Source organism: Paenarthrobacter sp. NPDC018779, assembly GCF_044391085.1.
Taxonomy (GTDB): domain Bacteria; phylum Actinomycetota; class Actinomycetes; order Actinomycetales; family Micrococcaceae; genus Arthrobacter.
The window spans coordinates 156,158-168,535 of record NZ_JBIRZS010000002.1 but is presented as its reverse complement, the minus strand read 5'-3'; the positions used below and the strand labels follow the sequence as shown (position 1 = coordinate 168,535).

Below are 12,378 nucleotides of genomic sequence, written 5' to 3'. Positions count from 1 at the left end.
GTTTGCATGACCCAGCCTGATCTCCTTTCCCCTGCCCGCCTGTATTTGTGCACCGACGCCCGCCGGCGGCAGGACGATTTCGAAGACTTTGTGGACGCCGCGTTCGAGGGCGGAGTGGATATCATCCAGCTCCGCGACAAGACGCTCGAGGCTGCCGAAGAACTGGAACTGCTGGAGGTCCTGAACAAGGTTGCCAGCCGCCACGGACGCCTCTGGGCCGTCAACGACCGTGCCGATGTTGCCCGTATTTCCGGGGCTCCGGTGTTCCACATCGGCCAAAAGGACATCCCTTTGGGGGCGGCCCGTGAGCTGCTCCCGGACGGGGAAACAATCGGCCTTTCCACCCACTCGCCTGAGCAGGTGGACGCGGCTGTGGCTGCTTCCCGGGGTACGGGTGGCCTGGACTACTTCTGCGTAGGACCCCTCTGGGCCACGCCCACAAAGCCGGGCCGCGCTGCTGTGGGGCTGGACCTGGTCACATATGCTGCGGAAGCCGTAAAACAAGCCGGGGTGGACCTGCCCTGGTTCGCCATCGGCGGCGTGGACCTTGAAAACGTGGAGCAAGTGGTTGCCGCCGGCGCCAGCCGCATCGTGGTGGTCCGCGCCATCACCGAGGCGGCGGACCCGACGGCGGCCGCGCGGGCACTGCTTGCGGCGCTCGACGCGGCCTAGGCCGTCAACCCAAGCCCCGTCATGCGGCGCCCGTGCCGTTCGGCCAGCTCGGCGGTGAGCTGATGGACTGCGGCACGGGATCCGCGTCCATCGCGCAGCAGTGGTCCAAGGTCCGGGTGCTCCAGGCCTACCCGCTGGGCCTGGGTGAGGGCCTCCCCCACAATCCTGCGGCCCCAAAGCGAGAGCCGCGAAGCCAGCCGGGGGGCATCCCGCAGTGCCCGGCGCAGCAGGATCCGCAGGGCCTCCGTAGCCTGGTCGGCCGAGCAGACCTGCTGGACGAAATGCTGGATCCCGGAATCGAGGAACCCGGCGACAGTTCGGTAAAAGTCCGCCGAGACGGTGTCTATGACATAGGCCTTCGTCACCGACTCGAACCAGTCACCGGGTGGGGTCCGCTCGTGGAAATGGTCGAAGGAGCCCTGGAACGGGAGCATGGCATCCTCTGGATCGTTCCCCATTTCGGTGAGCCGGCCACTGATCACGGCGTAGTTTCCGAAGGCGCCAACAGCGATCTTGGCCAGCATGGCCCGTTCGCGAAGCGTCGGTGCCATACGGGAGTCGGAGGACAACCGCCCAAAGGCGGATAACTCCCCGTAGGCCATGGCACCCAGCAGCCCGGCGGCGAGCTGTCCCGGGGAGTCGTTGCGGCCGGTGGAGGTGCCCATGTTCCAAGACTATCCGTCGAATTCGGGCTAGTCTGACTTTCGTGTCACATCATCGGATAGCGCCCAACGTCGACGATTCTTCCGACCAGCTCGCGGAGTCCTTGGCCGCGCTCAGGACCGAGCTGGAACTGCCCGCGGAGTACCCCGGCGAAGCGTTGGCGGAGGCACGAGCGGCCGTTGAACACCATCAACTACCCGCCCGGGATTTGCTCGACGTTCCCTTTGTCACCATTGATCCCGCCACCTCAACCGACTTGGACCAGGCCCTTTTCATCGACCGCGCAGGCGAGGGCTACAAAGTTCTTTACGCCATTGCGGACGTCCCCTCCTTTGTTGTTCCCGATGGAGCCTTGGACGCGGAAACCAGGCGGCGCGGCCAGACCTTCTACGCTCCCGACGGCCGGATTCCCCTGCACCCGGAGGTGATCAGCGAGCATGCCGGCAGCCTGCTGGCAGGGCAGGATTGCGGCGCGTACGTGTGGGACTTCGACCTCGACGCGCAGGCGGACGTCGTCTCCGTCTCTGTCGCGCGCGCCACGGTGCGGAGCCGCGCGAAGCTGAGCTACAAGGGTGCCCAGGAGCAGATCGATTCCGGCTCGGCCCTTCCCGTCCTCCAACTGCTGAAGGAGGTTGGACTGAAACGCGTGGAGCTGGAACGCAAGCGCGGTGGTGCCAGCCTCAACATGCCTGAGCAGGAGATTGTCCAGGCAACAGGTGGTGGCGGATACCGAATCGTGGCTGCCCCTTCGCTTCCCGTGGAGGATTGGAACGCCCAGATCTCCCTCATGACGGGCATGGCCGCGGCCCGCATGATGCTCGACGGCAAGGTAGGGATCCTGCGCACCATGCCCGCGCCGGACGAGCGCTCCTTGCTGCATTTCAAGCGGCAAACCCAGGCCCTGGGCAAACCGTGGGACGGGGACATCACCTACGGCGAGTACCTGCGGACCCTTGATGCCTCCGATCCCAAGCAACTGGCCATCCTGCACTCGGCAGGCACGCTGTTCCGGGGCGCCGGGTACACGCCCTTCGATGGCGAAGTCCCGGAGGACGTCATCCAATCGGCCATCGGGGCGCCGTATGCACACACCACCGCTCCGCTTCGCCGCCTGATCGACCGCTTTGTCCTGGTGATCTGCGAAGCGCTGAGCGGCGGACACGACATCCCGCAATGGGCCCGCGAAGCACTGCCGACGCTCCCGGAGATCATGGCGTCCTCGGACCAACTGGCCGGGAAGCTGGAACGCCTGGCCCTGGACACGGTGGAGGCTGCCCTGGTGGCCAACCACATCGGCGAAGAATTCGATGCCGTGGTGATCTCAGGATCCAAACCATCCAACGGAAACGGCAACGGGAACGGCAACGGACCCTACGGCACCATCCAGATCCAGGTACCGGCCATCACGGCCCGCTGCGACGGTGAGCTTGAGTCCGGTACCCAGGTCAGGGTGAGGCTGGTGAAAGCCGATATTGCCAGCAGGGAAATCCGTTTCGCCCTGGTCGCGTGACGCCGCCACGGTGCCGATCCGGGGTTTGGGGCGGCCAGAGGATAGACTTGGCCTGTAGTAATGGATGCCCGGTCGTTGATTCAGTTAATTTTTGAACTCAACAAGCCCGCCCCTACGCGATCTTGAGATGTGCCCGCTGGTCACCAGTGCCAGTACTTAGATAGCCCGCGATCGGCTTCCACTGGAATTGCTTGCGCGCCCGTTCGTGCTCCGGTACGGCTTCGCCGCCGCCGTTGAGCATGCAGCGCCAATGCCCAAATGAATAAGGAAACTCCCTGTGAGTGAATTGCACACCCATGAAGTCCTGACGGACTCCACCGGAACCGAATCAATCGAACCCGAGGAAACGATCACCTCGGACGAGACGCCCCACGAGATCGAAGAAAAATCGTTCGCCGACTTCAATGTGCGCGCGGACATTGTGGAGTCCCTCTCCGATGCCGGGATTACCCACCCCTTCCCCATCCAGGCCATGACGCTGCCTGTGGCGCTCGGTGGCCACGACATCATCGGCCAGGCCAAGACCGGTACGGGCAAGACCCTCGGCTTCGGCATCCCGGTCCTGCAGCGGATCGAAGGCCAGGACGATCCCGGATACGCCAAGCTGGCAGTTCCGGGCGCACCCCAGGCCTTGGTGATCGTGCCGACGCGTGAACTCGCAGTCCAGGTGGCCAACGACCTCCAGACGGCTTCCCGGAAGCGCAACGCCCGGATCGCCACCATCTATGGCGGCCGTGCCTATGAGCCCCAGATCGAAGCCTTGCAGAAGGGCGTCGAGGTCATCGTTGGTACCCCCGGCCGCCTGATCGACCTCTACAAGCAGCGCCACCTCAGCCTGAAGAACGTCAAGATGGTGGTCCTGGACGAGGCCGACGAGATGCTGGACCTCGGCTTCCTGCCGGACGTTGAAACGCTCATCGCCGGCACTCCGGCAGTACGCCAGACCCTGCTGTTCTCCGCAACGATGCCTGGCCCCGTGATCGCCATGGCGCGCCGCTACATGACGCAGCCGACGCACATCCGGGCAGCGGACCCCAACGATGAGGGCCTGACCAAGCGGGACATCCGCCAACTGATCTACCGTGCGCACAGCATGGACAAGACCGAGGTGGTAGCCCGCATCCTCCAGGCCAAGGGACGCGGCCGCACGGTCATTTTCACCAAGACCAAGCGCACCGCCGCGAAGGTTGCCGAGGAACTCGTGGACCGCGGCTTCGCCGCCGCTGCCATCCACGGTGACCTGGGACAGGGCGCCCGGGAACAGGCACTGCGTGCCTTCCGCAACAACAAAGTGGACGTACTCGTGGCAACGGACGTTGCCGCCCGTGGCATCGACGTGGAAGACGTCACCCACGTGATCAACTACCAGTGCGTTGAAGACGAGAAGATCTACCTCCACCGCGTTGGCCGCACCGGCCGCGCAGGCAACAAGGGCACCGCCGTGACCTTCGTGGATTGGGATGAAGTACCCCGCTGGGCCTTGATCAACAAGGCACTGGGACTCAACGTTCCCGAGCCGGTGGAAACCTACTCCTCCTCGCCGCACCTGTACACGGACCTGGACATTCCCGAGGGCACCAAGGGCCGCTTGCCCCGCGCCAAGCGGACGCTGGCCGGCGTCGACGCTGAAGTCCTTGAGGACCTCGGCGAGACCGGCAAGAAGAACTCCCGTTCCCGCAGCCAAGGCCGCGATGGTGGCCGGAACCGCAGCCGCTCCGGCAAGTCCAGCGAAGGCAAGTCCAGCGAAGGCAAGTCCGGCGATGCCGCGTCGGCCGAAACCAAGGGCGAGGGTGGACGCAACCGCACCCGCCGCCGTCGTACTTCAAACGGCGAGACGTCCACCAGCGCCCCGGCAGGCAACGAAGCAGACAGCGCCTCGGAGAAGCCCGCACGGACGCGCCGTACACGCACGCGCCGCCGCAACGGCGAAGTGGTGTCCGGCGACGCGTCCGGCACCACGCCGGCCAACACCGAGGCCTGACACGGCAGATGGCTGGAACTGTTTGGGCGCCGGACGGCAGCAACCTGGTGGTGCACGCGGATAACGCGGACTTCCTCCCCACGCTGCCGGACGGCGCCTTCACACTTATCTACGTGGACCCGCCGTTCAACACGGGCAGGGTCCAGCGCCGCCAGGAAACCCGCATGGTCCGCAACGCCGACGGCGACGGCGACCGCGTGGGCTTCAAGGGCCGCTCCTACGACACCATCAAGGGTGCCCTTCACAGCTACGACGACGCCTTCAGCGACTACTGGTCCTTCCTGGAACCCAAGCTCGTGGAGGCGTGGCGGCTCCTTGCCGACGACGGCACGCTCTACCTCCACCTGGACTACCGCGAGGTGCACTACGCCAAGGTGATGCTGGATGCGATCTTCGGCCGCGAATGCTTCCTGAACGAAATCATTTGGGCCTACGACTACGGCGCACGGGCCAAGAACCGCTGGCCCACCAAGCACGACAACATCCTGGTGTACGTCAAGAACCCCACGAAGTACCACTTCGACAACGAAGAAGTGGACCGTGAACCGTACATGGCTCCCGGCCTGGTCACCCCGGCCAAACGCGAGCGCGGCAAGCTTCCCACCGACGTCTGGTGGCACACCATCGTCTCCCCCACTGGCCGCGAAAAGACCGGTTATCCCACCCAGAAGCCCGAGGGCCTGATCCGCCGCGTGGTTGCCGCCTCCAGCCGCAAAGGTGACTGGTGCCTGGACTTTTTTGCCGGCTCCGGAACCCTCGGCGCCGTAGCCGCCAAGATGGGGCGCAAGTTCGTGTGCGTGGACCAGAACGAGCAGGCGATCGAGGTCATGCGCAAACGTCTGGGCAGCAAGGCGCTGTTCCCGGAGGGTTCAGGCGGCTCCCTGGACGAAGGCCTGCACAGCGTCGGCGATCATCTGCGCGGCAATGGCTGACAGCGGGCCGGCAAGCCGCGTCACCACCACGGACGCGGGCACCTAAAGGTCCGTCAGCGGACCACCGTGCAGCCCGTGGCCAGCTCCTCGATCCGTGCCAGAACGCCCGGGTCCGTGACATTTTCGCCCAACAGGTTTGGTTTGCCCGTGCCGTGGTAGTCGGAGGAACCCGTGATGAGCAGGTCATGCCTGGCCGCCAGCCTGCGGAGGAAGGCCCGGCCCTCTTCCGGGTTGTCCCGGTGGTCGATCTCGAGGCCCAGCAGCCCGGCGTCGATCATTTCCCGGTATGTCTGTTCCCCCACGATGCGGCCGCGTGACGCCGCTACGGGATGCGCAAAGACAGGCACGCCGCCCGCCGCCCTGACCAGTTCGACGGCGATGGCCGGGTCGGGTGCGTAGTGCTGGACGAAGTAGCGCGAATGCGAGGTGAGGATGGAGGCGAAGGCTTCCGATCGGTCTGCCACCACCCCGGCGGCCACGAGGGCGTCGGCGATATGCGGACGGCCCACGGTGGCTCCTGGTGCCACATGGTGGATCACGTCGTCCCAGGTGAGCGGATAGTCCTCGGACAACAACGTCACCATGCGCTCGGCACGGGTGAGCCTGGCATCGCGGGACTTGTTGATCTCCTCCAGGAGACCGGGATGTGCAGGATCGTGCAAGTAACTCAGCAAGTGCACGCTGATGCCCAGTTCAGTCCGGCACGAGATCTCCATGCCGGGAACAAACGCCACACCTTTCGCCCGGGCGGCGGCCGCCGCCTGCGCCCAGCCGTCGGTGGAGTCGTGGTCCGTCAACGCCACCGCGTCGAGGCCCGCCTCCGCGGCCGATTCCATGACCCCGGCCGGAGTCTCTGTTCCGTCTGAAACATTCGAGTGCGCATGCAGGTCTATCCTCACTTTCCCAGCCTATGGGATGCGGGCTTGCTTGGCCGGTTGCGCCGTTGGCCTCCTCACGGAACTGGTGGGACGATGTAACGGTGAACGATGCCGAAAACACCCAGAACTCTGTGTCCCAGCCGTTGCAGGAGCGCGTCAACAACCGCTCCCAGCGGCCCACTTCCGATGCCTTCAAGGCGTTCATGGCCAGCAACTGGGCACCCGCCCCGCAGGTGACCCCTGCGCGCGACGCCGTTGCCGACCACGCCGCGCGCCGCCGTCGTGCCATTTCCGAACTGTTCAAGGGCGAACGGCTCGTAGTCCCGGCCGGACCTTTGAAGGTCCGCTCCAACGACTGCGATTACCGCTTCCGCCCGCACTCGGGCTTCGCGCACCTTACCGGCCTTGGCCTTGACCACGAGCCGGACGCTGTCCTGATCCTTGAGCCGGTGGCCGAGGGCAAGGGCGACGACGGCGGACACCACACCGCCACGCTCTACTTCCGTCCGCTCGCCGGCCGGGATACCGAACAGTTCTATGCCGACTCACGCGCGGGCGAGTTCTGGATTGGGGCCCGTCCCACCCTCGCCGAATTCGAAGCCCGCCTGGGCCTGCCCACCGCGCACATCGACGAACTCGAAATGGCCATCACCAAGAACGTCGGCGCACCCGAAATCGGCGGCATCTCCATCCGGCTGGTCCGCAAGGTGGATGAGAACATCGACGCCCTGGTGGACACTGCCCGCTACAACACCGCCAAGGATCCGGAGAACCTGGACCTGGGCGAACTCGATGCCCTGGACGAGAAACTCAGCGAAGCCCTCTCCGAACTCCGCCTGGTCAAGGACGAGTGGGAGATCGAGCAGATGCGGATCGCCGTGGCCGCTACGGTTGAGGGCTTTGCCGATGTCGTCCGTGCCCTCCCCCGCGCGTTGACCCACAAGCGCGGCGAACGCGTGGTGGAAGGTGCCTTCTTTGCCCGCGCCCGCGAAGAGGGCAACGAACTCGGCTACGACACCATCGCCGCGTCAGGCAACAACGCGACAGTCCTGCACTGGAACCGCAATACCGGAACGGTCGACGCCGGGGACCTCCTCCTGCTCGACGCCGGTGTTGAAGCCGATTCCCTCTACACAGCCGACGTCACGCGTACCTTGCCGGCCAACGGCACATTCTCCGACATCCAGCGCAAGGTATACGAGGCCGTGCTCGACGCCGCCGATGCCGGGTTCGCAGCGGCGCGGCCGGGTGTGAAGTTCCGTGAGATCCATACGGCGGCCACCACGGTACTGGCCGAGCGGCTCGCTGAGTGGGGCCTGCTGCCCGTGTCGGTCGAAGAGGCCATCAGCCCCGAGGGCCAGCAGCACCGCCGGTGGATGCCGCACGGCACCAGCCACCACCTTGGCCTGGATGTCCACGACTGCGCCCAGGCCAAGCGCGAACTCTACCTGGACGGCGTGCTGGCCGAAGGAATGGTGTTCACCATTGAACCGGGCCTGTACTTCAAGGAAGAGGACCTGGCGATCCCTGCCGAATACCGCGGCATCGGCGTCCGGATCGAGGATGACATCCTCATGACGGCGGATGGTCCCGTGAACCTGAGCGCCGCGCTGCCCCGCAAGGCTGATGACGTCGAGTCCTGGATGGCCGGTATCTACCGGGAGACCGAAAGCTAGGAACTCCGCCGCACACAAGGAAGGCCACCGGATATCCGGTGGCCTTCCTTGTGTGCTTGGCTGCTACTGCTTGGCGGGATCGCCGTTGCTGTTCTGCTGCCCGCCCTGTTCCGGCGCATTCTGCCCCTCCGTGACACGGACGCCGTACTGCGGACGGCCGTCTGGGAGGTCCGGGTAGCGCATGGGTGAAGGCGCAGGGTTCTGCGCGGGTTGGGCAGGACGCGGTTCCGGTTCGCCCGGCTGCGGCGCACGTTGGCCATAGGGGTCGTTCCAAGTGGACGGTCGCTCGGGCTCCTGCCCGGGCTGCTGGAACGGAGTGTTCTGGGGGTTGTAGTTGCCGGATTGCCCGGTGGCCGCCTGCGACGGGTTCATAGGCAGCTGCTGGAGGAGTCGCCGTGCCTCGTGGGCCGCTTCGAAGGCGACGATCACGTCATAGTTGGTGGCAACCACCTGGCTGGTTGAGGTGAAGTCGCGCTTTCCACGTTGCGTGGCGTAGGTGACGATGCCGAACAACATGAAGAAAGCCGCACCCATCAGCACCGAGGTGATGATGGAGAACGGACCGCCACCAGGCGTAAAGAAGGAGAGCATGACGCCAACGAACAAGCCAAACCACATGCCGCTCAAAGCACCCGAAAGGGCAACCCTGGGGTAGCTGAGCCGGCCGGTGACCCGCTCCACCATTTTGAGGTCGTTGCCAACAATGGACACCAGCTGCACAGGGAACTGCTGGTCGGCCAAATAGTCCACCGCCTTCTGGGCATCCAGGTAGGAGGTGTATGAGCCCACGGTGTCTCCTTGGGGGACGCTCCGGGATTCCTCAACGGCTTTTGGACCACCAAAAATGTTAGACATAGCCCCATTGTGTCGCATGGAGATGTGTGGAGGCTGGAATTCAGCTAAAAGAGAGCAGACTCGGTAGCCTGTAAACATGAGCACACATCCCTCACGCGTCTTTGTCGCGCGCCTGCTCGGTTTGGATGTCTTCGACCCCTTGGGCGACCGTCTGGGCCGATTGCGTGATGTGGTGGTGCTCGCGAGGGGAACACGCGGAGCACCCCACGTGGTGGGCATCGTGGTTGAAGTTCCGGGCAAGAAGCGCGTTTTCGTACCCATGACCCGCATTACCTCGATCGACCAGACCCAGATCATCTGCACGGGCCTGGTGAACCTTCGCCGGTTCGAGCAACGCGGCGCCGAAACCTTGGTGGTGGCGGAAATGTTCGACCGCCGCGTGACCTTGGCCGATGGCAGCGGTGACGCCACCATCGAGGACATCGCCATGGACCAGCACCGTTCCAAGGACTGGTTCGTCAGCAAGCTCTTCGTCCGCCGCGGGCACTCGCTGTCCCCGTTAAGCAGGTTGCGCCGCAACGAAACCCTCATCATTGACTGGGCCGACGCACAAACGGGCGCCCGCAACGAACCCCAGGCCGCAACCCAGTTCGTTGCGACGCACGAGGACCTCAAGCCGGCCGACTTCGCGGAAGCGCTGCAGGAAATGAGCGACAAGCGCCGCTTCGAGGTGGCCAGCGAACTGCAGGACGAACGCCTTGCCGACGTCCTCCAGGAACTCCCGGAAGACGACCAGGTGGAGATCCTTTCCGCCCTGGACGTTGAGCGTGCCGCAGATGTTCTGGAAGAAATGGACCCGGACGACGCCGCCGACCTCTTGGCCGAACTCCCCTCCGCACAGGCCGAGGAACTGCTTCAGCTCATGGAGCCCCAGGAAGCCGAGGACGTCCGCCGACTCCTGGAATACGACGAGGACACCGCCGGTGGCCTGATGACGCCCGTTCCGGTAATCCTGCCACCCGAGGCAACGGTGGCCGAAGCCCTGGCGCACGTTCGCCGCGAGGAACTCTCTCCCGCCCTGGCGTCCTCCATCTTCATTGCCCGTCCGCCGCTGGAGACGCCCACCGGCCGTTTCCTGGGCGTCGTGCACATCCAGCAACTCCTGCGCTTTCCTCCGCCTGAACCCCTGGGCAACCTGGTGGACAAGAACCTGGAGCCGCTCTCGGACCAGGCCCATATCAGCGAAGTAGCCCGGACCCTGGCCACGTACAACCTCAACTCGCTTCCCGTCGTCGACGACGACGGCCGTCTTGTGGGGGCGGTGACTGTTGATGACGTGCTGGATCACCTGTTGCCGGATGACTGGCGCGCCCACGAGGACGACGCCCCTGTAAGGAAACTTGGAGGCCGCATTGGCTGATAACAACGCCACCCGTTCAACCAAGTCTTCGGGACGTTCGGAAAGCAGCCTGGACACACCCCTGAGCGGCCGACAACGCATCCTGCCGAAGTTCTCCCCCAATCCGGATGCGTTCGGAAACGCCACGGAGGGGTTCGCCCGTTTCATGGGAACGCCGCAGTTCCTGGTCTACATGACCATCTTCTGTGTGTTTTGGCTGGCCTGGAACACGTTCGCACCCACGGACTGGCAGTTCGACCGCATGGAGCTGGGCTTCACGCTGCTGACGTTGATGCTTTCCCTGCAGGCGTCCTACGCAGCTCCCCTGTTGCTCCTCGCCCAAAACCGGCAGGATGACCGGGACCGCGTCTCGCTGCAGCAGGATCGCCAGCGGGCCGAACGGAACCTCTCCGACACCGAGTACCTGACCCGCGAACTCGCTTCGTTGCGCATCGCGCTGCGCGAGGTAGCCACGCGGGACTACGTCCGTGCCGAGCTCCGCAGCCTCCTCGAGGACATCATCGATGCCCAGGAGGAACTGCGGGAAGGCGAAGCCGCCGCGGAGGACGGCGAGTCGCCACGCGAACGGGTGAAAGAGAAGCTGAAGGAAAAGCGTGACAAGTCGCGCGGACCCCGGACCCAGCAAATCCCCAAGGTCCGCCCGCAACGGACCGGCCCGCAGCACTCCAGCAGCAAATCAGCACCTGAACACCCCGAGAGCCGAGCCTGACCCCATGAGTACCGCATCCACCGAGTCGCTTCATGCTGCCCTGGCGACTGTCATCGACCCTGAACTCCGGCGTCCCATCACCGAGTTGGGAATGGTCGAGTCCGTCTCTGCCGGCGGCGACGGCGTGGTCCACGTGGTGGTCCTGCTGACGATCGCCGGCTGCCCGCTGCGGGAAACCATCACCGGCGATGCCACTGCGGCCCTCTCCAGCGTGGAGGGAGTCACCGGCGTCGAGGTGGAGCTCAAGGTCATGACACCGGAACAGCGGGATGCCCTCAAGGAACAGCTCCGTGGTCCCGGTGGGCAGCGCGGCATCCCTTTCACCAAACCGGAGTCCCTCACCAAGGTCTACGCCGTGGCCAGCGGCAAGGGCGGCGTGGGCAAGTCCTCCGTCACGGTCAACCTGGCCAGCGCGCTGGCCGCGCAAGGCCTCCGCGTAGGCATTGTCGACGCGGACGTCCATGGCTTCTCCGTGCCGGCCCTGATGGGCATCACCCAGAAGCCAACGCAGGTTGACGACATGATCCTTCCCCCGGTGGCTTTCGGCGTGAAGGTCATCTCAATCGGCATGTTCGTGGCGGGAAACCAGCCCGTCGCCTGGCGGGGGCCGATGCTGCACCGCGCCCTGGAACAATTCCTCACGGATGTCTACTTTGGCGACCTCGACGCCTTGTTCCTGGATTTGCCTCCGGGAACCGGGGATATCGCGATCTCCGTGGCGCAACTCCTGCCGAACGCGGAAATCCTCGTGGTCACCACACCGCAGGCGGCCGCGGCCGACGTCGCTGAACGGGCCGGCACCATCGCCACCCAAACGGGACAGAAGGTGGCCGGTGTCATCGAGAACATGTCCTTCCTGGAAATGCCCGACGGCGGCCGCATGGAACTGTTCGGAAGTGGCGGCGGCGCTGCACTCGCTGAGCGGCTGAGCGTTGCCGTCGGTGCCGACGTTCCCCTGCTGGGCCAGATTCCCTTGGACATCCGGCTGCGGGAAGGCGGCGACGAGGGCAAGCCGGTAGTCCTTGCTGGAGCGCAGACCGCTGCCGCAAAAGCCTTGCAGGACATTGCCGGGAAGCTCGCAGCCCGTCCGCGTGGACTCGCGGGAATGCCGCTTGGAATTCAGCCCCGCTGACGAATTGCTT

11 protein-coding genes are annotated in these 12,378 nt (G+C 65.1%); 8 read left to right on the top strand and 3 right to left on the bottom strand.

The genetic code is table 11. From position 1 onward, the window contains the following. Positions 1–6 precede the first annotated feature (6 nt). Positions 7–672 (top strand): thiamine phosphate synthase, encoded by a 666-nt coding sequence (gene thiE, locus ACH488_RS03145; RefSeq protein ID WP_397322208.1) that lies wholly within the window; start codon positions 7–9, stop codon positions 670–672. Here the strand turns inward: thiE and ACH488_RS03140 are convergent. Next, on the bottom strand, positions 669–1,337 hold the full coding sequence (locus ACH488_RS03140; protein ID WP_397322206.1) for a ferritin-like fold-containing protein: 669 nt from the start codon (positions 1,335–1,337) through the stop codon (positions 669–671). The genes thiE and ACH488_RS03140 overlap by 4 nt on opposite strands. A gap of 41 nt (positions 1,338–1,378) precedes the next feature. Between ACH488_RS03140 and ACH488_RS03135 the strand changes: the two genes are divergently transcribed. The 3 genes from ACH488_RS03135 (at position 1,379) to ACH488_RS03125 (ending at position 5,758) form a co-directional block, all read left to right on the top strand. Beyond that, positions 1,379–2,845, top strand: coding sequence for an RNB domain-containing ribonuclease (locus tag ACH488_RS03135; RefSeq protein WP_397322205.1), 1,467 nt, complete (start codon positions 1,379–1,381; stop codon positions 2,843–2,845). Positions 2,846–3,122: 277 nt separating this feature from the next. Beyond that, on the top strand, positions 3,123–4,826 hold the full coding sequence (locus ACH488_RS03130; protein WP_397322203.1) for a DEAD/DEAH box helicase: 1,704 nt from the start codon (positions 3,123–3,125) through the stop codon (positions 4,824–4,826). A gap of 8 nt (positions 4,827–4,834) precedes the next feature. Beyond that, a complete protein-coding gene (locus ACH488_RS03125; RefSeq protein ID WP_397322202.1) occupies positions 4,835–5,758 on the top strand; it encodes a DNA-methyltransferase in 924 nt (307 codons plus the stop codon). Positions 5,759–5,811: 53 nt separating this feature from the next. On the opposite strand, the gene ACH488_RS03120 is transcribed toward ACH488_RS03125, so the two are convergent. Continuing rightward, positions 5,812–6,657 (bottom strand): PHP domain-containing protein, encoded by an 846-nt coding sequence (locus tag ACH488_RS03120; RefSeq protein WP_397322200.1) that lies wholly within the window; start codon positions 6,655–6,657, stop codon positions 5,812–5,814. Between the two features lie 80 nt (positions 6,658–6,737). Here ACH488_RS03120 and ACH488_RS03115 point away from each other — a divergent pair, with 80 nt between their 5' ends. Further along, positions 6,738–8,312: an aminopeptidase P family protein gene (locus tag ACH488_RS03115; protein ID WP_397322199.1), complete on the top strand. Its 1,575-nt coding sequence runs from the start codon at positions 6,738–6,740 to the stop codon at positions 8,310–8,312. A gap of 63 nt (positions 8,313–8,375) precedes the next feature. Here ACH488_RS03115 and ACH488_RS03110 read toward each other — a convergent pair whose 3' ends face one another. Continuing rightward, complete coding sequence (locus ACH488_RS03110) at positions 8,376–9,167, bottom strand: general stress protein (protein WP_397322198.1); 792 nt, start codon at positions 9,165–9,167, stop codon at positions 8,376–8,378. 76 nt (positions 9,168–9,243) lie between these two features. Here ACH488_RS03110 and ACH488_RS03105 point away from each other — a divergent pair, with 76 nt between their 5' ends. The 3 genes from ACH488_RS03105 to ACH488_RS03095 are packed head-to-tail and all read left to right on the top strand — an operon-like array spanning position 9,244 to position 12,368. Further along, complete coding sequence (locus ACH488_RS03105; protein WP_397322197.1) at positions 9,244–10,527, top strand: magnesium transporter MgtE N-terminal domain-containing protein; 1,284 nt, start codon at positions 9,244–9,246, stop codon at positions 10,525–10,527. Then, positions 10,508–11,236: a DUF1003 domain-containing protein gene (locus ACH488_RS03100; RefSeq protein WP_397322195.1), complete on the top strand. Its 729-nt coding sequence runs from the start codon at positions 10,508–10,510 to the stop codon at positions 11,234–11,236. Before ACH488_RS03105 ends, ACH488_RS03100 begins: the two co-directional genes overlap by 20 nt. A 4-nt stretch (positions 11,237–11,240) precedes the next feature. After that, on the top strand, positions 11,241–12,368 hold the full coding sequence (locus ACH488_RS03095; protein ID WP_397322194.1) for an Mrp/NBP35 family ATP-binding protein: 1,128 nt from the start codon (positions 11,241–11,243) through the stop codon (positions 12,366–12,368). Positions 12,369–12,378: the final 10 nt, after the last annotated feature.

Bases quoted from the DNA above. Each gene is read 5' to 3' on its own strand.
- ACH488_RS03125 (WP_397322202.1), top strand. From the start codon at position 4,835: ATGGCTGGAACTGTTTGGGCGCCGGACGGCAGCAACCTGGTGGTGCAC.
- ACH488_RS03095 (WP_397322194.1), top strand. From the start codon at position 11,241: ATGAGTACCGCATCCACCGAGTCGCTTCATGCTGCCCTGGCGACTGTC.
- ACH488_RS03110 (WP_397322198.1), bottom strand. From the start codon at position 9,167: ATGTCTAACATTTTTGGTGGTCCAAAAGCCGTTGAGGAATCCCGGAGC.
- ACH488_RS03105 (WP_397322197.1), top strand. From the start codon at position 9,244: ATGAGCACACATCCCTCACGCGTCTTTGTCGCGCGCCTGCTCGGTTTG.
- thiE (WP_397322208.1), top strand. From the start codon at position 7: ATGACCCAGCCTGATCTCCTTTCCCCTGCCCGCCTGTATTTGTGCACC.
- ACH488_RS03140 (WP_397322206.1), bottom strand. From the start codon at position 1,337: ATGGGCACCTCCACCGGCCGCAACGACTCCCCGGGACAGCTCGCCGCC.